A 21,017-nucleotide genomic window follows, 5' to 3' on the forward strand; every position below is an offset into this window, starting at 1 on the left:
GGAGGCGCCTGGCCATGCTTCCGGCGCCTGCTTAATTGCCTTTCCAGTGACACCCGCGGCGGTCGTCATCAATGCCGCAGCGGGTCGGCCATACGATGGTTCAATCGGGCGACCGCAATGTAGAATGTCGCCCTTCATGCCCGCGTGAGACTCTTGCTCATGGCCGCACCCGGACAAGCCGGCGCGCGGCGGCTGATGGGGCGATGAGCCATGCTCGCATATGGATATGTGGCGCTCGGGGGCGCGCTCGGTTCCATCCTGCGCTTCGGGATGAACCGCTGGCTGACGCTGCTGCTGGGCGATGGCCTTCCATGGGGCACCATCCTCATCAACATCGGCGGTTCCTTCGTCATCGGCCTGTGCGCGGCCCTCTTCGAGAACGGGCCGGGTGCTTCCACCCCGCTGGAAGTCCGCCAGTTTGTGCTGGTCGGCCTCTGCGGCGGCTTCACCACTTTTTCGTCCTTCAGCCTCCAGACCCTGACCCTGCTACATGCGGGAGAACCCGGGCGGGCACTGCTCAATGTCATGCTGTCCCTTGCCCTGTGCCTCGCCGCAGTGGCTGTCGGCTACATGCTGCCCGGTTCCATCGCCACTTGGTCCAGAAGCGTCGGGGCTTGAACTCTCCAACCTGAAACTGCCGGGACGCATCCCATGAGCCCTCGCATTCTGATCGTCGGCGGGTCGATGGGCGGCCTGTTCGCCGCCGTTCTTCTGAGCCGCGCCGGCTTCGACGTCACCGTTACCGAACGCTCCGAACACGGGCTGGAGGGGCGGGGCGCCGGCCTCGTGGCCCAGCGCGAGGTGTTCGACATCCTGCGGGAGGTTGGCATCGAGCATGTGGCGCGGGTCGGCGTGACCGCGCATGAGCGGATCTATCTCGACCGCAGCGACAGGATCATCCAGACCCAGCGCACGCCCCAGACGCAACTGTCGTGGGACGTTCTGTTCCGCACCTTCCGCGATCTGGTCCCGGATGCGCGCTACCGCATCAAGGCCCGTGCACTGGCGGTGCATTCAGATCCCGTGGGCGCGCGGGTCCAATATACGGATGGGCACGAAGAGACGGCGGATCTCGTCATCGGGGCGGACGGCATCGGCTCCATCGTGCGCGAGGCGGTGTCCGGCGCCCAGTCGAAGCCGAGCTATGTCGGCTATGCCACCTGGCGCGGCCTCGTGCCGGAGACGCAGGTGCCGCATCTGGCGCAGCGCCAGCTTTTCGAACGCTTCGCCTTCTACGAAGCGCCGGGCTCGCACATTCTGGGCTATCTCGTACCCGGCGCCGACGGCTCCACCGAATTGGGACAGCGGCGCTACAACTGGGTCTGGTACCGCCGCTATACGCCCGAGGAACTGCACGGCATCCTGCTGGACATCGACGGCACGCACCGGCCCTTCTCGCTCGCGCCCGGTCATCTGCGCCCCGAGTTGGCGCAGACGCTGCGCGAGGAGGCGGCCGAACGACTGCCGGCTTCCTTCGCGGCCGCGGTGGCGGCCGAACCCCGGCCTTTCATCCACGCGATCTTCGATTATGCCCCCGCTCACATGGTCAGGGGTCGTGTGGCCCTGATGGGCGACGCGGCCTTCGTCGCGCGGCCGCACACGGCCATGGGCGTCGCGAAGGCGGCGGGCGATGCCTTCGCCCTGCGCGAGGTGCTGCTCCGCCATCCCGACCTCGACAGGGCCCTTGCCGCCTATCAGGCCGAGCGTGTCCCGGTCGGTCAGGCCATCGTCGCCTATGGCCAGCGGCTCGGACGGGGCCTCCTACTCGACCGGGCCTGAGGCGCCTGTGCTTCCCCTTGGCGCTCGCCTGTCTTACGGAGGTGCGAGGGGAATACGGACGAAGAACGTGCTGCCCTTGCCCTCGATGGAACGGGCCTCCAGCGTGCCCCCGTGCCGTTCCATGATGGAGCGGCAGATGGCGAGCCCCACCCCCATGCCGGTGGTCTTGGTGGTGAAGAAGGGCTGGAAGATGCGGGCGATGACCTCCTGTGACATGCCGCAGCCGGTGTCCTCGATGGTCACCTCCACGTTGTCCTGGACAATGGCGGTGCTGATGCGCAGGTGCCGCTCGGGCGTCGCCGCATTCGCCATCGCCTGAACGGCATTGGTGATCAGATTGAACAGCACCTGCTGGAGCTGGATGTTGTTCACCAGGATCGCATGGCGTTCGGTGCTGAGGGCAAGGCTTAGCTGGATGCCGTTCGTCTTCAGGTCCGCGCAGACGATCTTCAGCACCTCGTCCAGAACGTCCTCGATAGTCACGAGGGTCAGCGGCGCCGGGGCCTGCTTCACCAGCGCGCGCAACGCGGTGATGATGTCGGCGGCGCGCCGCCCGGCCTGGCTGATGCTCTGGAGGCTCTTCGTCACCTCGCCGAGATCGGGCTCAGGCCGATTGAGCCAGCGCAGGCCCGCCTCCGCGTGGGCGACAAGGGTCGCGAGCGGCTGGTTGATCTCATGGGCGATGGAGGTGGCGAAACTGCCCATGGCGGTGAGCTGGTTTGCCTGGGCGAGTTCGCTGCGCGCTTCGCGCAGTTCGAATTCCGCCTGCGCGCGGCGCAGGTTCTCATCCATGAGGTCGCCATAGAGCCGCGCGGCGTCGAGCGATATGGCGGCTTGCGGCGCCAGAACCTCGAGCATCGCCATCCGGCGGGGCGTGAAGACGTCCGCGCTCAGGGCATTCTCCAGATGGAGCATGCCGATGAGCTCGCCGCGCTTGATCAGCGGAATGCAGGCGAGGGAGCGGATGCTGCGCCCGCCCATGGACAGGCCGCGCTGGGCGGCCTCCATGGCGGCATCGGCGAGGGTGATGGGCCGCGCCGTCCGCATCACCGTCTTCAGCACGGAAGCTGGCATCAGCTCCTCCGGCTTTGCGGCGGGTTGGAGCTCGATGCAGATGTCTTGGGATCTGACCCGCGCCACCGCCTCCACGACCGGCTCGCCCTGGCGCAGGAGGAGCAGCAGGCCGAACTGCGCGCCGGCATGGATGAGCATGCTCTTCATCAGCGTCCGGATGACCTGCTCGAGGCCGACTTCTTCCGCCAGCGTCTGCGAGGCCGCCGTCATCACCGTGAGGTCCAGCTCCTGCTGAATCCCCTTGGGCGCGGTTACCGGTCCGTCGATGCCGGAGGGCACGGTGAGATGTTCCGCAAGCCGCGCCGCCTTGGCCTGTGCGCCCCATTCCCGATAGCCACGAACAGCCGCCTGGAAGCACCCCTGCGCCGGCGCAGAGAGGTCGAGCCCGCGGTAGAAATGGCCTGCAAGTTCCTGGGCAAGCGCCTGGTCGTGGATGAAGTTCGCGGTCGCGGCGGCAGCGGCGGCGCGCTCGTACAGGGCCATGGCCTCGCCGCGCCGATCCTCCAGGCGAGCCGCTTCCGCTTCGAGGAGGAGATGCTTGGGGGAAAAGGTCTCGGGATTGAGCCTGGCCCACGACCTGAAACGCTCCCGCGCCGCGGCCATCCGTTCAAGGCGGACCGCCGCCATCCGCTCGGGTTCCTGCCATTGCGCGTGGGCGAGAGCCAGGAAGAAGCTGTTGTTGGCCGTGTCGATATGGGCCGGCGCCGCCCATGCCATGGCTTCCGCTTCCTCCAGACGGCCGGTCGCCGCTTCCATCTCGCCCAGGAAGAAGGCTTGCAGCCCGTCATAATGCTTCACCCAGAACTGGGTGGCGACGGAGGACTGGAGGAGCTCAGCGTGCGTGGTGGTTTCGGCCGCTTCCCCGGCACTCAGCGCTTCGGCGAGGTTGAGCTGCGCGATCAGGATCAGCTCGATATCCCTGTAGCCGATGTCGCGGGTCATGGAGATGCTGTCCATCAGCTCCGAGCAGACCCGGTCGAGCCGCGTGCCGATGACCAGCATATCCGACGCGATGTGGTTGCGGGCATAGCAGGTCATGCCGAGGTCGCCGGCCGCCTGACCGACCCGCGCGCCTTCGCGGGCATGGCTGAGGGCCGTGCGCATGGGCTGCGTCCACACGCTGACCTGATCGAGCGCGATGAGTGCGGCCGTCCGCTGCGCTTCGTACCCGTCGCGCCGGGCGAGCGTGCAGGCGGCGGTGGCATAAGCGACGCCCTGCTCGTAGGCACCGAAATAATGGGCGCTGAGGACGCCGAACCACGCCAGTCCGTAGGCTGATTCCGGCGCGCTGCCGTGGGCGAGGGTGAGCTCCATGATCTTGATGACATGGAGAAGCCGTAACTCACCCTTGACGAAGAAGGAGGAGATCAGGGTCGAGAGCAGCGCCAAGGTGGAACGCGCCCGCCGATCGGTCATTTCGGGAAGCGCGATCAGTTCATCCATGCCGAGGGCGTCGAGTCTCGTTTGGCAGGCCGCGTAGGCGGCGTCCAGATCCGGGCGTCCCGGTGCGGGGTCGAGCTCCAGATCGAGTGCCCTGAGGCCCGCGAGCGCGGCCTCGATGGCAAGGGTGTAGGCGTTCTTCACTGTGAGCGCGAAGGCCTTCAGGCGATAGACATCGGCCGTGCTGATGGGATCAGGGCTGAGCCGAGCCAGGGCATCCATGCCCGCGAGCGCTTCGTCCACGCGGCCGAGCGCGAGCAGGCAGTCGCATTGCAGCCATTCGGTGGCGAACGCCAGTGCGGCGAGACTGTCGCCATCGGCGGCCACCAGAATGCGCCGGATCAGCTCCATGAAATGCAGCGCCCGATGGGCCTCGCCGGCGGAGCGGCAGGTGCGTGCCGCCAGCAGCAGGGCCTGCGCAAAGCGCGGACGTTCGTCGGGAGCGAGATCGTTCGGATCGCAATGCTCGATCTGCGCGGCGATGTCGAACGCCACATCCGGATCGGGATCGGGATGGCTTGCGGACAGCGCGCGGGCGTTGCCGAGATGCTTGCGGGCCCTCTGGACGGACGACATCGTCGCATAGGCCGCCTCCAGCACGCGGTCATGGGCAATGGCGAAGTCGGCGCCTGCGCGCGCGAGGAGGCCCGCCGCCACCAGCGCATTGGCTGCGCGAACGGTTTCCGCGACGCTGGCCCCGGAGAGCTGCGCCGCGAACAGCACCGAGCAGCGCCCGCCGAGGCTCGCGCACCGCTGCAGAAAGCTGCGTTGCGGCGCGGGCAGGGCGTTGACGCGCTCGGGCATCAGTTCCGCAATCTCGCGCGGATGGCCGCGATGAGGGTCGTTCCAGATCCATTGCTGCCGGTCGGCGTCGAACTGGAGCACATGCTCGTCCTGCAACCTGCGCAGGAGTTGGCCGACATAGAAGGGATTGCCGCGCGTCTCGCTATGAACCCGCAGCGAGAGCGGCCGTACATCCTCCGGTTTGCTCTTCAGGATGAAGGCGACCAGTTCCGTCGTGTCGCGCTCCAGGAGCGGCTCAAGATTGAGCTCCTGCGCGAAGGCCGGCGAGCTTCTGGCGGTCTCCAGCAACTCTCTTACCGTCTTGCGGTTCTCGGCCTCGGTGCGGAAGCTGCCGATGAGAAAGACGTGCGCCGGGGTATCGCTGCACATCTGCCGGACGACATTGAGGCTCGCGTGATCGAACCATTGCAGGTCGTCGAGAAACAGCACGAGAGGTGACGCTTCCGAGGCGAGCGCGGCGAAGGTCTCCGCGATGATCCGGGCGGCGCGCGTCTGTGCGAGGTGGGCCGGCACATCGGCCAGGGCCTGTGGTTCGGAGGGAAGGATGGCGAGGTCCGGGACCAGCTCCGCCAGCGCCCGCCCGCTTCCCGTGACGGCGGACAGGCGCCGGCGCGCATCCTCCAGCGCGCGTTCGTCACCGCCCATCAATTGGGCCAGCGCGGTGCGCAGCGCCTGCGCGATGGGGGCGAACGGCGTGCCCTGGCGAATCTGCACGCCCTTGCCGGAGGCGCGGAGCACACTCGTGTCGTCGAGGGTGGTCAGAAGGGCCTGCACAAGCGTCGATTTGCCGGCGCCCGGTTCTCCTGACACCAGCACGATCCTCTGGTGGGATGCGGTCCGGAAGGCCGCATAGAGATCGGTGAGCGTCCTCAGTTCACGCCGCCGGCCGACGAGATGCTCGGACGCCTTTGGCGGCTCTGCGAATTCGCCGCGCGCGAGCACGAAATCCTCGGCGTGCCCCGTTGCAGCGATGGTCTTTGCAACACGCTGGAAATCCGCATGGAGTGCCCGCGCCGTCTGGTAGCGCTGCTTGGGATCCTTGCTGATGAGCTTGAGCAGGATCCGGTCGATGATGGCCGGGATGTCCGGCCGTGCCAGACGGGCGGACGGGGCCTCCATGGCGACATGGGCGTGGAGCCAGCCCGGCAGACTGGCGGCGGTGATGGGAAGTGTACCGACGAGATATTCGTAGAGCACGACCCCCAGCGCATAGAGATCGGTCCGGGCATCCACGGGGGAGGGGTCGGTCCGGATCAGCTCCGGCGCCGCATAGGCCATCTCCGGGCCTGAGGTGCGCAGATCGGTAGCCGCGCCCGCCTCGGCCGCCGAGAGCCACGCAAATCCCGTCAGACGCACCTTGCCATCGGGCGCCACAAGCAGACGGGCGGGCGAGAGGCCGCCATGGATCACACCCGCTTCATGCACCTGCATCAAGGTTGAGGTCGCGGCGAGGGCGAGGTCTAGGAAGGCGGGGACGTCGGCTGTTCCCGTTGGCCGTTCGGCGAGGGGCTCTGCCCTACGGGGCGCATAAGCGAGCGCGAGGCGCTCCTGCTCTCCAATGAAGGCCGGCACTTCCGCCAGTTCCTCGCCCAGCGTGAGGGAGAGGGTGGCATCCACCTGGAGCTGATAGGCCTGCGGCGTGTTCCAGTCCGCCAGCAGGATGCGCCAGTCCCGCCCGGCGGCGTCCGTAACGTGAACATGGTCGATGCCTGCCTCCGACGTGCGGGAGGTGACAGTCAGCTCGGACCACCAGTCCGTGGCCTTCTTCTCAAGTCGGCTCGCCAGCTCGTTGCTCAGGAAATAGGATGCCTGGGGTGCCGGCACGATGCCCTGGAGCGAGACGCCAGGCACATGACTTCGCGAGTTCATGGTCGCCACTCACTGAGCTTCGTGTGTCCTGCGTGCCGCAATGGCGCGCAAGGGTCTGCCGATGATTTGGGGGGAGTGTGCCCCGTACCGCCGGGCGGCGTCTTTGCCCGGACTGGCATTGTCTTTGCCTGAATTGACATCCTTGCCCGGCGAAGTCTCAGGCCCCACAATGAATGGCCAGGCGAGCTGGTGCCCTGCAGATCGAGGAGTCGAACATGGCGGGTGTGCACGAGTTTGGCCGCATCAAATTCCCGAGGGGCGAGGTGCTGGCGAGTTCCGCGCGGCGGAACTGGACGGGCATGGCCGCCGAGATCCGAAACCATCCGGCCGGGGAGATTCCGCCTCCTGTTCCGCAGCAGATGGAGGTCACGCTCGCCTTGCGCGGATCGGATGCCGGGCGCGTGGAGCGCCGGGGAAACGGTGAATTCCAGGATACAGCGGCCCGCGCGGGGACGCTCTGGCTGTGCCCGATCGGCGTGGTCGAGGATTCGATCCGCATTACCCAGGATCTCGGCAGCATTCTGCACATGTACATTGGGCATGAGATATTCAGGGATATATCGGCTTCAGTGTCGCGTGCCGTCTCGCCGGAGACCATCTCCTACCGCGCGGACATCGACGACGACTTCCTGAGGCAGGTGGGCTACCGGATCAGCGCTGAACTGGAAGAGGAGACGTCGGTCGGCCGCTTCCTGGTGGATAGCCTTGCCCGGTCCATGGCCGCCCATCTCGTTGCCAAATACGCAGACGCCCCGCTCCCGCACCGGCAGAGCCCGACCGTCGAGCATACCAAGATGCGCCGGGTGATCGACTACATAAACGACAATCTGGCGTCCGAGATTTCGCTGTCGGACCTGTCCGACATCGCGTGCCTCAGCCACCATCATTTTGCGCGGGCGTTTCGATCGGCCGTGGGTGTCCCTCCGCATCGGTTCATCAGCTCACTTCGGTTGCAGCGCGCCCAAGAGATGCTCGCTCACACGCAATCAAGCTTGACGGAAATTGCTTATTCTTGTCGGTTTTCGTCCCAGTCCACCTTCACCCGGGCCTTCCGGCGCCACGTTGGTATGTCGCCCGGCGAATATCGGCGGAAGGCGGCCGGCTAGAACGGCAGCGCTCTCGGCATTGAAAAAGGGGCGGCGGACCACCGGGGGGAAATGATCCGCCGCCCGCCGGCCTCAGCCCTTCACGAAGGCGAGGAGGTCCGGATTGATAACGTCGGCGTGCGTCGTCAGCATCCCGTGCGGGAAGCCGGGATAGATCTTCAGGGTGCTGTTCTTGATCAGCTTCGCCTGGAGCAGCGCCGCGTCCTTGTAGGGCACCACCTGATCGTCGTCGCCCTGCAGGACCAGGGTCGGGACGGTGATGGCCTTGAGATCGTCGGTCTGGTCGGTCTCGGAGAAGGCCTTGATGCCTTCATACTGGGCGACGGCGCCGCCCATCATGCCCTGGCGCCACCAGTTCAGGATCACGCCCTGCGAGACCTTGGCGTCGGGACGGTTGAAGCCGTAGAACGGGCCCGAAGCCACGTCCATGTAGAACTGCGAGCGATTGGCGGCGAGCGCGCTGCGGAAGCCGTCGAACACCGAGAGCGGCGTGCCTTCGGGATTGTTGGGCGTCTTGAGCATCAGCGGGGGGATGGCGGCGACGAGAACCGCCTTGGCGACCCGGCCCTGCGGCTGGCCGAACTTGGCCACATAGCGCGCGACCTCGCCGCCACCGGTGGAATGGCCGATGTGGACGACGTTCCGCAGGTTCAGATGCTCGACCACCGCAGAGGCGTCGGCCGCATAGCGGTCGATGGTGTTGCCGGTGTCGACCTGGGTGGAACGGCCATGGCCGCGACGGTCATGCGCCACCACGCGGTAGCCCTTGGAGAGGAAGAACAGGAGCTGCGCATCCCAGTCATCCGCCGAGAGCGGCCAGCCATGATGGAAATGGATCGGCTGGGCATCCTTCGGACCCCAGTCCTTGAAGAAGATTTCCGTCCCGTCGGCCGTCTTCACAAAGCCGCTGCTCATCCGAGTCTCTCCATTGGTCTTCGTCGCGCCGGAATTGGCAGTGACGGTGCTTGCGATGGCGCTTGCCGAGAACATCGTGGTCGCCGCAAGGCCGGCGGCCATGCCGACCAGCTCGCGGCGGTTCATCTGAAGGCGCTCCGTCTGAACCGCGACCGGCCCACCGGAATGAATGTTCGACTCGTCTGCGCGTCCGGGAGGGGTTGGGAACATGCCCATGGCCGTGATGTCCTGCTGCCATTGCTTACCTGATCAAGCTAGACAGGGCGGCGTGGGCGGAAAATTGTACGGGCATATCACCCCCGTATACGTAGGTTTAGGTCTTCAATCCGGTTACGTGCCGTCCCGTTTGCACAGAAAAACAATGTGCAAGGTGCCGGTTCAGACGTCATGACGATCCGATCGTCTCATCCAAAAGTGGTGGGAGACAACGGACTTGGAGTCCGGAGGCGGCAACGGACCTTGCGGCCCGCGAAATGCATTTGCATTACACAAGGTAAGGGGTGAGATCAGTGTCCGCCGTGCCGCTTCCTCCGAAGGCAATGGCGCCTGCGTTCAGCTCGCCAGCCAGGCTTCCTGGCCATCCAGCTCCAGCAGCAGGCGGCGCGCGGCTTCATTGTCGATGAGATGCTCGGCCACCATCACCGCGATCTCGGCCCGCTGTGCGTGAAGGCCGGCCAGCCGCAGACGCCGTTCGGCGGTGCCGCGCAGCTCTGCGGCGCTCCGGTCGCTGTCCGATGCGCTCAGCCGCTCCACCTGCCGGCGATAGGACGACAGGACCGCGGCGGACGCCTCCTGCCAGAGCAGCGGTTCGCCGTTCGCTTCGTCGCCCTGTTCGAGCGCCATCCGCTCCACTGCGGCGATCGCGGCCTGTGCCGTGCGCAGCCGTGCCGCTTGCTGTTCGGCGTCCTCGTCCTCGGCTGCCGCCGCTAGCTGCCCCGCGAGCAGGGGCAGTGCGATGTTTGCGACGATGAGCGAGGTCAGGATAACACCAGCGGCAATGGCGATGACAAGGTCGCGCGCGGGGAAGGGGAGGCCGCCGGGCAGTGTCATGGGCAGAGCAAGCGCGGCGGCGAGCGTGACCGCTCCGCGCACGCCGGAGAATGTCATCGCGAGGACCTTCAGCACGCGCACTTTCGTGCCGACCGCGTCCCGTTGCTGCCGCTCGTGCCAGGCCACCATGGCGCCCACCCACAGCAGACGCACCAGCGTCAGCGCCGTCGCGGCCGCGGCGATATAGAGCCCCAGCCGAAGGACGGGCAGGTGCCCCCCGAGCGCGGTGCTCGCGAGTGCCTTTTCGACGATGCCGGGCAATTGCTCTCCCAGAAGGACGAAAATGACCCCGTTGAGCGTGAATTCCAGTGTCTCCCAGATGGCCGCCCGGCGGAGCCGCGTGACCGGGAGAGCGTTGCCGCCCAGTTCCCACCGCCCCATGGCGACGCCAGCCGCGACGGCTGCGAGGATGCCGGAAGCGCCGAGTGCGACGGCTGCGTGATAGGCCGCATAGGGGAACAGCAGGCTGATGAGGATCTGCGTTGCCGTGGTTTCTCCAAGGCGCGCCAGGATCGCATTCTTGAGCATCAGGATCATCACGCCGACGCCAGCGCCGATCGCCAGCCCGCCGGCGCCGATCCAGATCATTTCTCCCAGGATGAAAGGGCCGGAGGGAGTGGCCGTCGACCCAAGGACGACGACATAATGCAGACAGATGAGCGCCGAGGCGTCGTTGAGGAGCGCCTCGCCTTCGATGATCCGGCCGGCACGGCGGGACAACGGCGCCCGCTTCAGCAGGGACGTTCCGGCGATGGCGTCGGTGGGGGAGAGCACGGCCACCAGCGCCAGTGTCGCGACGAGCGGCATGTGCGGAATGAGCGCGTGCAGGCCGGGTCCGACACAGAGCACGGTCACCAGCACGAGCCCCACGGCCAGCGAAGCGATCGGGCCGGCTCGCGATATGAGCTCGTGACCGGAAAACCGCCAACCGTCCACGAAGAGCAGCGGTGGCAGGAAGAGCACGAAGAACAGGTCCGGATTGATGCTGACGGCATCGATCCCGAGGCGACCCATGGCAGCACCCAGGGCAATCTGCACCAGGGGCGGTGCCACGCGCGGCAGCAGCCGGCTGATCCAGCTGCTCATCACCACTGCGATGACCAGGATGAGAACGAGATTGAGTGTCGCCATGATTGTGCCGTGTGCCTGATGGCCGGACGTGCACCGCTGCCCTAACGTGAGCTGTCAGAAATGGACGCCGGAGATCCATGGAGGTTGGCCATGTGAAGCCCGCCCACCTGTGCGCCGGACCTTGGTCCGATCTGTGGCAGCGGAGGACGATCAGAACGCGGCCTTCAGGCGCGGCGACATCCGGCCATTCGGCCACTCTCGGGATGCGCGGCTTTCCCGCGCATCCCTTTGCTGCCGGTTCAGCCCTTTACAACCGCTTGGCGGGTCGCCCGGAGCGACGACAGGAGCGGATCACCCACGTCGAGATGGCCCTCGACGAGATGGCGCGGCGTCAGCGCCAGCCAGTTGTTGAGCGAGACGTCCTTATACTCGCCGGTGTGGAAGACGTTGAGCACGCGTACCGGCTCATCGCCGATGTTCTCGATATAATGTGCCAGCGTCTTGGGCACGTAGCCCACATCGCCCGGCACGAAATCGAAGGTGCGGGCATTGGCCACCGCATCGAACACGGTCATGCGCGTCTTGCCGCTGATGTAATACTGGATCTCGTCCGCGTCCGGATGCCAGTGGATCTCGCGCATGCCGCCGGGTTCCAGATCGATGAACAGCGCCGCGAGGTTGGTGACGGCGAAGCTCTTGGAATCCACCACCTTGGTGGCGCCGCCGGGGAACGGAGTCGCGGCGATCTGCGAGGCGCGGAAGACATATCTGTCCGTGAAGGTCGCGGCGCCCAGCGACTTGCGCACGTCCTCGAGCGGCGGCGGCACGGGCTGACGGAAGATGTACTTTTCGTGCCCCGGGATGCCGTCGAAGGCTTCCACGGGAACGCCGAAGTTCTTGGCCAGAACGTCCCTCGGAGTATGGGCGAACAGCTCCGTGACCAGAAGCGTCTGGTTCTCGGAGAAGTTGCCGTCGTTGAAGACGAGGACGAATTCCGTCCCTTCCTCAAGGCCCTGGATGGCATGCGGGAAGCCTGCGGGCGCCAGCCACAGGTCGCCGGGACCGAGGTCCTCGACCAGCGTCTGGCGCTGGTCATCGACGAGATAGAAGCGCACCCGGCCGTTGAGCACGTAGGCCCATTCGGCTTCCTTGTGCCAGTGCAACTCGCGCACCACGCCGGGCGGCAGGCGCATGTTGACCATGGCGAGTTCCTTCAGCGTGCCGAGCTCGCGCTGCGTGACCTCGCGGGCCCAGCCGCCATCCTCCAGGCGGTTGTGCGCCATGGCGAAGGGGAACTTGAGGTTCGGGATGCCCCCGTGGTCGGTGAGGGGCGGGATGAGGATGTCCGGGTTCTGGGCTTCGACCTGCGGGTTGCGGGGGCCGACGATATCGGCGCCCATGGTGCCGACGATGGGCTGCTTCAGGATTGTCATCGGGAACTCCTTGCCAATCGACTGGTGTGGTGGGCGGCGGCCCGTGCAGGGCCGATCGTGCCCCGCCGTGTTGTGGCGCAGGGACGCAGCCGCGAATGGCCGGATGCGGCGATGCCCCATCTGCGCCAGGATCGCCCTAAGCAGTCGAACAATGACCGGAGTGCAGCGGGCTTCCCAGATGGATGCCCATATAGCCAAGGCATACGCTCGTATGCCGGTGTGAGGGCCGGTCCGGGGCCGGTTCGCCTTCCGTATGATGGCGACGGCCCTCGCCGGGTGCGACCGTCATGAGGTTCGTGCCCGCTGATCTTCGCTCCGCGATGGGGCGCACAGAAGCGGATCCGCGGCATCAGAATGTGCATCCGGTCACCAGCGAACTGTCCGAATCTGTGTCAGGGGGCGTGGCCGCCGGATGCGTATCCTCTGGCTACGTAAGGCTCGGATGACGGACATGACGTCGAACATCTCTCCTCAGACAACGGCGCTGTCACAGGCCGGAGCCGGAATGCCGGTCACGCCGGTTCGCAGCGACGCCGGCCTCGATCGCGCGACACCGCGTCATCCCTTGACCTTCGCCCTGACGCTCACGGGTCTCGCCGGCTTCCTCGATGCCGCGGCCTATGTCCGGTTCGATCACCTCTATGTGTCCTTCATGAGCGGAAACAGCACCCATCTGGGCATGACGCTCGCGGATGGGGCCGTTCCGGACATGTTGGTCATCCTCGGTGTGGTGGGCGCCTTCGTCGCGGGCGCAGCCGCCGGCACCAGAATCGCGGATCACGCCAGCTCGGGTCTCGCCCCGCGAGTGCTTGCCCTTGAAGTTGCATTGATGGTCATGGCCCTCGGTGCTTCGCTCGCCTCCTGGTCGCTCATCTGTCTGATGAGTGTCGCGCTCACCATGGGCCTTCAGAACGTTCTGCATCAGGCGGTGGGCGGTGTGGATGTCGGCAAGGGGTTTGTCACCGGCATGCTGTTCCGCCTCGGTCAGTCGCTTGCACGTGTGCCGGAGGGGCGGGCGACGCTGGCCGGCGCCCTGATGTCGCTGCTGAACTGGTTGGCTTTCATCGCTGGTGCCGCGACGGGGGCCCTGGTGGTTCGCCGGCTGGGATTTACCCCATGCCTTGGCGCAGCGGTGGCCCTGATCGCCGTCATGCTCCTGATGGCGCGAGCCGCAGATCGAAAGCGGAGCGGATCTGCTTCGCCCGTCCAAACCTAGGTATGGCCGCGATACGCCAAGAGCCAATTCACCGCCGCCGGCATCGCTTCGACAATGCGGGTGTCAATGCGCCGCCTCGACCGGAGCCGGAGCATTGTCGCGACAAGGAGCGGCACAATGACAGAGCAGTCCGTCCCCCCAACCGGGGCCTTACCGGCTGGCGTGCAGGCGCCAGATTTCACCCTTTCCGCGACGCCGGACCAGACCTTGTCCCTCTCCGAGATGAGGGGCCACCCGGTCATTCTCGCCTTCTATCCGGCGGACTGGAGCCCGGTCTGCGGCGATGAGATGAGCCTGCTCAACGCGGTTCTGCCGGAGTTCCATCGTCTGGGCGCTCAACTCGTCGGCATTTCCGCGGATGGTGTCTGGTGCCATGCGGCCTTTGCGGCCGAACGCAAGCTGCATTTCCCGCTGCTGGCCGACTTCGAGCCGAAGGGCGAGGTCGCCCGACGCTATGGCGTGTATCGTGTACAGGACGGCGTTGCAGACCGCGCGCTGTTCGTGATCGATGCCGAGGGTGTCATCCGCTGGTCCTACGTGTCGCCGCTCGGCATCAATCCTGGCGCGGACGGAATTCTCGAGGCGCTGGAGAAGCTGAGCGTTCGCACGGAAGGAGCGGTGTCATGAGCCGGCCCATCCCCTCGCTGGCGGCCGACGACCATATTCTCGGCACTCCCAGCTTCTCCGTCACGCTGGTCGAATATGGCGATTACCAATGCCCCTATTGTGGCGAGGCCTATCCGGTCCTCAAGGCCGTGCAGCGGGCCATGGGCGCGGACCTTCGCTTCGTGTTCCGGAACTTCCCGCTCGTCGAAGTGCACGCTCATGCTCTGCGTGCCGCCCAGTTCGCCGAGGCCGCCGCCGAAGCGGGCCTGTTCTGGGAAGCGCACGACATGCTCTACGAGAATCAGGATGCCCTCGGCGACCGCCACCTTGAGGCCTACGCTGATCAATTGGGGATCGACCGGGCCATCCTGGCGGCCGCGTTCGAAGGGCGTCACGACGAGAAGATCCAGCGGGACTTCCTCGGCGGCGTGCGGGGCGGCGTGAACGGCACGCCGAGCCTGTTCATCAATGGCCAACTCTATGAAGGGCCGCCGGAACCGGAAAGCCTTATCTCCGTGCTCAGCCGGGCGGCGACGACGCGCGTGTAGCTCGACTCCAGCGCTCGCTGCGCGTCCGTGACAGGGCAGGCGGCTGGTCTTCAGGCCGCCCGCCGCCACCGCTTCATGTGGCGTGGTGGGTGGAACGCCGGGCGCCGCAGCAATCGGTATCATTTGGTGCCGAGAGCGGCAGTGGCGCATCTCCGCTGTAGGATAATACAGATTTCTTCCGGTTGATCGTCATTTCTGAACGACCATTAAGTCATCTGTCGTTCAGATAGATTTGAGGCTCTTCGTCAATCAAAGGTTGTGTATTCGGCAATTTGAATTTTTTGAGCTGTTCTCGTGCAGAACGTCTGGCGTTCCGCGAAACGATCCGCTAGTGTCTCTGCGTAATAGCAGATTGATCGCCCGCTCATCGGGCGGCGAGGTCCGACCTCAGGATCTCTGGATCAAAGGCATGATGCCGCTTCTGCTATGCCGGTGAGAACCCGGTATGTCCCTACATCATGTTCATTCCAATGATGGGACATCAGTCATGACCAGCATCATCACCAACAATGCCGCCAGCGTTGCTCTCGCGACCCTGCGCTCCATCAACGACAGCCTCAACACCACCAACGACCGCGTCTCCACCGGCAAGAAGATCAATTCTGCCGCTGACGGCGCCGCCTACTGGAACATCTCCACCACCCTGACGTCGGACAACGGCGCGCTCGGCGCGGTGAAGGATGCCATCAACCTCGATCTGGCCTCGGTGAAGACGACCAACACCGGCGTCACCCAGATCATGAACAGCCTGAACACCATCAAGCAGGCTCTCGTCAGCGCCCAGTCCTCCACGGCTGATCGCACCTCCCTGCAGAAGAACATCGCCAACGCCGTCTCCGACATCAAGTCGGCGGCTTCCTCGGCGGTGGTGAACGGCGCCAACTGGCTCTCGGTCGACAGCTCGGCCACGGGCTTCAACGCCAACAAGAGCCTGCTCGCGAACTTCTCGCGCACCAGCGGCGTCGTGTCGGTCGGCTCCACCACGCTCGATACCGGCGCCTTCGCCGTCTATGACGCGAAGACCAACGGTACGGCGACGGGCACCAGCTCCACGATCGACAAGGCCGTGACTGCGGTTGCCACCAGCGCCACTGTCTCCGGCGGTCTGACCGTCGCCGTCGGCACCAACGCCGGCAACCTCAAGGGCTTCATGGACACCACCTACTCGATCAGCGGTTCCGTCGGCGGGACCACGGTCGCGGCGTTCACGGCGTCCATCGCCGACATCGACATCTCCGCTCTCACCAGCAGCGACGTCGACCTGGCGAAGCTCTCTTCCTACATGAAGATCGTGTCCGCCACGATCGACGGCCTGCAGAACGGTTCGACGGCTCTCGGCACCACCCAGACCCGCCTGACCTCGCAGCAGAGCTTCGCCCAGTCCCTGATCGACATCAACACGTCGTCGATCGGCTCGCTGGTCGATGCCAACATGGAAGAAGAGTCCACGAAGCTGAAGGCCCTGCAGACCCAGCAGCAGCTGGCGGTGCAGTCGCTCTCGATCGCGAACAACTCGACCTCCAACATCATGACCCTCTTCCGTTGAGATCCGCTCCGGCGGCTGACGGCTCCGCAATCGCGGGCTCGCCGCCGCCGGGTCAGGGTCAACGGCCGGGAACAGGTGTGGTGGGTATTTTCCACACTGGCCGGCGCGTAACTGCCGGCGCCCAACGGGCCATGCTCCGCAAGGAGCATGGCCTTTTCTTTTGCAGTTGAGGGCCCGGCAAATGCCCGTGCCCGATAGGGCGATCCAAACGAGGCGGCCGCCCCATTCCGGAGCGGCCGCCTTTCTGCTCATAAGCCGGTGGTTGATACGGGGCCGCTCAGTATTCTCCCTCCTCGGTCATCTTTCCGCGAAAGACGAAGTAGACGATCAGCGTATAGGCGAGCGTCACGGGCAGGACGAAGAGGCCCGCCCCCCAGAAGAGGAAGGACAGGGAGGAGGGTGGGGAGGCCGCCTGCCAGATCGTCATTGAGAAGGGCAGCATGTAGGGCAGGAAGGATCCGGCCAGTGTCGTGAACGCGGCAATGAAGATCGTCGCCCCACAGAGGAACAGGAACCGCTCGTTCCGCCGCCGAACAGACAGCACCAGCCCGGCGAATGCCACGAGGCCCAGGAGCGGGCAGACGAGCAGCGCGGGACGATCAATCCAGCGGTGAAGGACCTGGAGGCGGATCTCGACCGACCAGATGAAGACCACCACCAGGAACACCAGCAGCGCCGCCATCAGCGCCGGCAGGACGCGAAAGCTGAAGTCGCGCAGGGGCCCGGTGGACTTTCCGGCGATCCAGCAACTGCCCATCAAGGCATAGCCGATGCACAGGCCGAGGCCGCAGAACAGGGAGAAGGGGCTCGCCCAGCTCAGCGCATGGCCGGCGTAGAGGCCGTTCTCGATGGGCAAGCCCTGCACGATGGCGCCGACCGCGGTGCCCTGCACGAAGGCGGCCACATAGGAGCCAACCACAAAGCCTGCGTCCCAGAGCGGGCGCGAGGTCGTCGCCTTGTAGCGGAACTCGAAGGCCACGCCGCGGAGAATCAGTCCCGCGAGCATGAGGAAGAGCGGCAGATAGAAGGCCGACAGGACGATGGAAAAGACGGCCGGAAAGGCGCCGAACAGGGTGGCGGCGGAAACCACCAGCCAGGTTTCGTTGCCGTCCCACACGGGCGAGATCGAACCCAGCATGCGGCGGCGCTCGGCTTCGCCGGGAGCGAACGGAAAGAGCATTCCGACGCCGAGATCGAAGCCATCCAGCAGGATGTACAGGAGGATGGAAATCCCCAGAACGAAGGCCCAGAACTCGACCATGGTCATTCTCCGGTCTTGGCGGCGCCCGAAACGCCCGGGCTGGCGCCCGGAATGGACAGGGGGCGCTTGGGATTGGTGCCGTAGAGTGAAAGTGCGGCGGCGGGGATCGGGCCGGCCCGCAGGAGCCGGTAGATGTAGAGGACGCCGAATCCGAAGATGAGCGCATAGACGGCGGCGACCAGGGCGAAGGTTGTCGCGACCTCCTGCGACGTCAGGAACGGTGTTGCGGCCTCCGCAGTCCGAAGCTGGCCATAGACCACCCAGGGCTGCCGGCCGACCTCTGCGGTGAACCACCCGGTCAGGGTCGCGATGAACCCAAGCGGAAACGACAAGAATGTCGCGACGAGGAAGAGCCGCGCCTTGAGCAGGCGCTCGCTGAAGCTGAGCCACGATCCGATCCAGGCGAGCGCCAGCATCACGAGGCCGCAGCCGACCATGATCCGGAACGCGAAGAACGGGATGGCGACGGGCGGGCGATCCTGCGGCGCGAAGCTTTTGATGCCCAGTTCCTTCGATGTGAGGCTCATGGAGCCGATCACGCTGCCGAGATAAGGCACGGAGATCTCGAAGAGATTGCGCTCATTCTCGGAGTCCGGCCAGGCGACGAGAATTTCGCTCGCCGGCTGCTGATCGTTCCAGCGTCCCTCGATGGCCGCGAACTTCGCGGGCTGCTTGTCGTGGACGAAATCGCCCACGAGATGGCCGAACCCGAGCTGGACGGGCACCAGGATGGCCGCCAGCCGCAGGCCCATGACCGCCATCGCGCGGCCCTCCTGCACGGCCGTGCCGCGGAGCATGTACCACGCGCCCGTGGCGGCCACGCAGAAGGCGGATGTCACATAGGCCGCGATGATCATGTGCGGGAAGCGTGTCCAGACGGCCTGATTGAAGATGATGGCGGACCAGTCCGTGGGCACGAAGACGCCGTCCGGCGTCAGGCTGAAGCCGGTCGGGTACTGCATCCAGCTGTTGTTCACCATGATCCAGAAGGCCGACAGGCTGGTGCCGAGCGACACCATCAGGCAGGCGCCGAGATAGGCCCAGCGTGGCACCCGGTCCCGTCCGAACATCAGCACGCCGAAGAACGCCGCCTCGAGCGCAAAGGCGGTGAAGCTCTCATAGCCCAGCAGCGGTCCCTGGATCGGGCCGGTGCGGCGCGAGAGCTCGCTCCAGTTGGTTCCGAACTGGAAGGCCATGACGATGCCGGAGACCACGCCGAGGCCGAAGGCCACGGCGAAGATCTTCAGCCAGAAATCCGACAGCCGGCGATAGATGCGCTCGCCGGTGAAGAGATGGCACGCCTCCAGAAAGGTGAGCCATGCTGCAAGACCGATGGTGAAGGCCGGAAAGATGATGTGGAAGGAGATTGTGAACGCGAACTGGATTCGCGACAGCAGAAGGGGGGTGAGTTCCATGGGAGTATCCCGCGTTCTGAGGAACCGGCACGAGCAGGGGCGATGCGAGGAGGCGGTCGGGCTCAGCGCGGCAGCAGGTTGGTGCTGGCGAGGTCGATTACCTCTGTGCCGTGCCCGCTGAGGACGGCACGCAGCATCCACAGGCCGAAGCCCTTCGCCTGCTCGACCCCGATGGTCGGCGGCATGGACAGTTCCTGCGTCGCGGTGACCACATCGAGCACCGCCGGGCCGTCGTGGGCCAGCACCTGGTCGATGGCGGCGGGAAGCTCGCCGGGGTCCTCCACCCGCACGCCGAGGATGCCCATGGCATTGGCCATGGCCGCGAAATCCGGGTTCTGGAGATCGGTGCCCAGCTCCACGAAGCCTGCCGCCTTCATCTCCAGCGCCACGAAGCCGAGCACGCCATTGTTGAAGATGACCGTCTTCACCGGGAGCTTTTCCTGCACCAGCGTGACCAGATCGCCCATCAGCATGGTGAAGCCGCCATCGCCCGACAGCGAGATGACCTGCCGATCGGGATGGGAGGCCTGGATGCCGATGGCCTGCGGCAGGGCATTCGCCATGGAGCCGTGCGCCAGCGACCCCACGAGGCGGCGCTTGCCGTTCATTTCGAGATAACGCGCGGCCCAGATGGTGGGCGTTCCCACATCGAAGGTGAAAGCTGCGTCCGAGGTGGCGCGCTCGCTGATCAGCCGCGTGAGATACTGCGGATGGATCGGCTTGCTGCCGGGCTTGCCCTGCGCCAGCGCATCGAGGCCCTTGCGGGCGTGCTTGTAACGCGTGACGCTGTCATCGAGGTGCAGGCGGTCGGCCTTGGCGGTCAGGCGCGGCATGAGGGCAGTGATCGTCGCGGCCACATCACCGACCACGCCGAGATCAAGCTTGCAGCGCCGCCCGAGATGCTCTGGCCGGATGTCCACCTGGGCGATCTTGATGCCCGTCGGCAGGAACTGCTTGTAGGGGAAGTCGGTGCCGAGCATCAGCAGCACGTCGCAGGCGTGCATGGCTTCGTAGCCGGACGAGAAGCCGATGAAGCCCGTCATGCCCACATCATAGGGATTGTCGTATTCCACGTGCTCCTTGCCGCCAAGCGCGTGGACCATGGGGCTCTTGAGCGCCTCCGCGAGTTGCATGAGCTGGGGGTGGGCACCCGCGCAGCCCCGGCCGCAGAACAGCGTGACGCGCTCTGCGCCGTTCAGCAGATCGGCGAGGGCATCGAGTTCGCTCTCGGCGGGCACCACCACCGGCGCTGCGGGAACGAGGCCCCGCCGCTCGGAGATCGGGCGGTCCGGCGCCGGCTTCAGCGCGACGTCGCCGGGAATGACAACCACCGCCACGCCGCGTTGGCCGACGGCGGCGCGGATGGCATTCTCCAGCACGAACGGCATCTGGGCGGGATCGGAGACGAGTTCGCAATAGACGCTGCATTCCTGGAAGAGGTTCTGCGGGTGGGTCTCCTGGAAATAGCCGCCCCCGATCTCGGCGGACGGGATCTGGGCGGCGATGGCGAGGACCGGCGTCCGGCTCCGCTGCGCATCGAAGAGGCCGTTGATCAGGTGCAGATTGCCCGGACCACAGGAGCCGGCGCACACCGCGAGCTGTCCGGTGATCTGCGACTCTCCGGCCGCCGCGAAGGCCGCAACTTCCTCGTGCCTGACATGCACCCACCGCATCTTCCCGGTCGTGCGCAGGGCCTCCGTCAGGCCGTTGAGGCTGTCGCCCACCACGCCATAGATGCGCTCGACGCCCGCTTCGCCGAGCGTGTCTACGATAAGTTCCGCAACGTTACGAGAGAACATGGCCATCTCCTTCCAAGTGAATGCCAAGAAACGAGGCTCGGGAAAGATAGAAGGCGTCGTTCGTCTGCGCTGCCAGACATCGCGC

The 21,017-nt window shown here is 65.8% G+C and carries 14 protein-coding genes; 7 read left to right on the forward strand and 7 right to left on the reverse strand.

Translation table 11 applies throughout. The annotated features are described in order from the left end of the window. The first annotated feature begins 210 nt into the window (after positions 1-210). Entirely contained in the window at positions 211-618 is a 408-nt protein-coding gene (crcB, locus tag AZC_RS06910) for a fluoride efflux transporter CrcB (RefSeq protein WP_012169870.1), read from the forward strand. 33 nt (positions 619-651) lie between these two features. Continuing rightward, positions 652-1,779 (forward strand): FAD binding domain-containing protein, encoded by a 1,128-nt coding sequence (locus AZC_RS06915; RefSeq protein WP_012169871.1) that lies wholly within the window; start codon positions 652-654, stop codon positions 1,777-1,779. Positions 1,780-1,812: 33 nt separating this feature from the next. Here AZC_RS06915 and AZC_RS06920 read toward each other — a convergent pair whose 3' ends face one another. Then, positions 1,813-6,966, reverse strand: a complete 5,154-nt coding sequence (locus AZC_RS06920; RefSeq protein ID WP_081433927.1) for a trifunctional serine/threonine-protein kinase/ATP-binding protein/sensor histidine kinase — start codon at positions 6,964-6,966, stop codon at positions 1,813-1,815. 215 nt (positions 6,967-7,181) lie between these two features. Between AZC_RS06920 and AZC_RS06925 the strand changes: the two genes are divergently transcribed. Beyond that, positions 7,182-8,072, forward strand: a complete 891-nt coding sequence (locus tag AZC_RS06925; RefSeq protein ID WP_043879016.1) for a helix-turn-helix domain-containing protein — start codon at positions 7,182-7,184, stop codon at positions 8,070-8,072. A gap of 72 nt (positions 8,073-8,144) precedes the next feature. Here AZC_RS06925 and AZC_RS06930 read toward each other — a convergent pair whose 3' ends face one another. The 3 genes from AZC_RS06930 to AZC_RS06940 all read right to left on the reverse strand — a co-directional run bounded on the left by AZC_RS06930 (position 8,145) and on the right by AZC_RS06940 (position 12,541). Next, a complete protein-coding gene (locus AZC_RS06930) occupies positions 8,145-8,987 on the reverse strand; it encodes an alpha/beta fold hydrolase (protein ID WP_012169874.1) in 843 nt (280 codons plus the stop codon). A 552-nt stretch (positions 8,988-9,539) separates the two neighbouring features. Next, a complete protein-coding gene (locus tag AZC_RS06935; protein WP_012169875.1) occupies positions 9,540-11,168 on the reverse strand; it encodes a Na+/H+ antiporter in 1,629 nt (542 codons plus the stop codon). A gap of 239 nt (positions 11,169-11,407) precedes the next feature. Further along, positions 11,408-12,541, reverse strand: a complete 1,134-nt coding sequence (locus AZC_RS06940) for a cupin domain-containing protein (RefSeq protein WP_043879018.1) — start codon at positions 12,539-12,541, stop codon at positions 11,408-11,410. A 451-nt stretch (positions 12,542-12,992) separates the two neighbouring features. Here AZC_RS06940 and AZC_RS06945 point away from each other — a divergent pair, with 451 nt between their 5' ends. From AZC_RS06945 to AZC_RS06960, 4 genes are all read left to right on the forward strand, one after another. Then, the gene (locus AZC_RS06945; protein WP_158304100.1) at positions 12,993-13,757 is read left to right on the forward strand and encodes a YoaK family protein; all 765 of its coding nucleotides are present in this window, start codon (positions 12,993-12,995) and stop codon (positions 13,755-13,757) included. A gap of 117 nt (positions 13,758-13,874) precedes the next feature. Then, the gene (locus tag AZC_RS06950) at positions 13,875-14,384 is read left to right on the forward strand and encodes a redoxin domain-containing protein (RefSeq protein ID WP_043879020.1); all 510 of its coding nucleotides are present in this window, start codon (positions 13,875-13,877) and stop codon (positions 14,382-14,384) included. After that, positions 14,381-14,911 carry a DsbA family protein gene (locus AZC_RS06955; protein WP_012169879.1) on the forward strand — a complete coding sequence of 177 codons (531 nt, stop codon included), beginning with the start codon at positions 14,381-14,383 and terminating at the stop codon, positions 14,909-14,911. The genes AZC_RS06950 and AZC_RS06955 overlap by 4 nt, the downstream gene beginning before the upstream one ends. A 487-nt stretch (positions 14,912-15,398) precedes the next feature. Then, complete coding sequence (locus AZC_RS06960) at positions 15,399-16,457, forward strand: flagellin (RefSeq protein WP_043879021.1); 1,059 nt, start codon at positions 15,399-15,401, stop codon at positions 16,455-16,457. Between the two features lie 277 nt (positions 16,458-16,734). On the opposite strand, the gene cydB is transcribed toward AZC_RS06960, so the two are convergent. The 3 genes from cydB to poxB form a co-directional block, all read right to left on the reverse strand. Continuing rightward, positions 16,735-17,718, reverse strand: coding sequence for a cytochrome d ubiquinol oxidase subunit II (cydB, locus tag AZC_RS06965; RefSeq protein WP_043879022.1), 984 nt, complete (start codon positions 17,716-17,718; stop codon positions 16,735-16,737). Between the two features lie 2 nt (positions 17,719-17,720). Then, the gene (locus tag AZC_RS06970; RefSeq protein WP_012169882.1) at positions 17,721-19,133 is read right to left on the reverse strand and encodes a cytochrome ubiquinol oxidase subunit I; all 1,413 of its coding nucleotides are present in this window, start codon (positions 19,131-19,133) and stop codon (positions 17,721-17,723) included. Between the two features lie 62 nt (positions 19,134-19,195). After that, positions 19,196-20,932 carry a ubiquinone-dependent pyruvate dehydrogenase gene (gene poxB / locus AZC_RS06975; protein ID WP_012169883.1) on the reverse strand — a complete coding sequence of 579 codons (1,737 nt, stop codon included), beginning with the start codon at positions 20,930-20,932 and terminating at the stop codon, positions 19,196-19,198. Positions 20,933-21,017 lie beyond the last annotated feature (85 nt).

This window comes from Azorhizobium caulinodans ORS 571 (genome assembly GCF_000010525.1).
Taxonomy (GTDB): domain Bacteria; phylum Pseudomonadota; class Alphaproteobacteria; order Rhizobiales; family Xanthobacteraceae; genus Azorhizobium; species Azorhizobium caulinodans.

Coding starts and splice junctions, on each gene's coding strand:
- crcB (WP_012169870.1), top strand. CDS start 211: ATGCTCGCATATGGATATGTGGCGCTCGGGGGCGCGCTCGGTTCCATC.
- AZC_RS06915 (WP_012169871.1), top strand. CDS start 652: ATGAGCCCTCGCATTCTGATCGTCGGCGGGTCGATGGGCGGCCTGTTC.
- AZC_RS06920 (WP_081433927.1), bottom strand. CDS start 6,966: ATGAACTCGCGAAGTCATGTGCCTGGCGTCTCGCTCCAGGGCATCGTG.
- AZC_RS06925 (WP_043879016.1), top strand. CDS start 7,182: ATGGCGGGTGTGCACGAGTTTGGCCGCATCAAATTCCCGAGGGGCGAG.
- AZC_RS06930 (WP_012169874.1), bottom strand. CDS start 8,987: ATGAGCAGCGGCTTTGTGAAGACGGCCGACGGGACGGAAATCTTCTTC.
- AZC_RS06935 (WP_012169875.1), bottom strand. CDS start 11,168: ATGGCGACACTCAATCTCGTTCTCATCCTGGTCATCGCAGTGGTGATG.
- AZC_RS06940 (WP_043879018.1), bottom strand. CDS start 12,541: ATGACAATCCTGAAGCAGCCCATCGTCGGCACCATGGGCGCCGATATC.
- AZC_RS06945 (WP_158304100.1), top strand. CDS start 12,993: ATGACGTCGAACATCTCTCCTCAGACAACGGCGCTGTCACAGGCCGGA.
- AZC_RS06950 (WP_043879020.1), top strand. CDS start 13,875: ATGACAGAGCAGTCCGTCCCCCCAACCGGGGCCTTACCGGCTGGCGTG.
- AZC_RS06955 (WP_012169879.1), top strand. CDS start 14,381: ATGAGCCGGCCCATCCCCTCGCTGGCGGCCGACGACCATATTCTCGGC.
- AZC_RS06960 (WP_043879021.1), top strand. CDS start 15,399: ATGACCAGCATCATCACCAACAATGCCGCCAGCGTTGCTCTCGCGACC.
- cydB (WP_043879022.1), bottom strand. CDS start 17,718: ATGGTCGAGTTCTGGGCCTTCGTTCTGGGGATTTCCATCCTCCTGTAC.
- AZC_RS06970 (WP_012169882.1), bottom strand. CDS start 19,133: ATGGAACTCACCCCCCTTCTGCTGTCGCGAATCCAGTTCGCGTTCACA.
- poxB (WP_012169883.1), bottom strand. CDS start 20,932: ATGTTCTCTCGTAACGTTGCGGAACTTATCGTAGACACGCTCGGCGAA.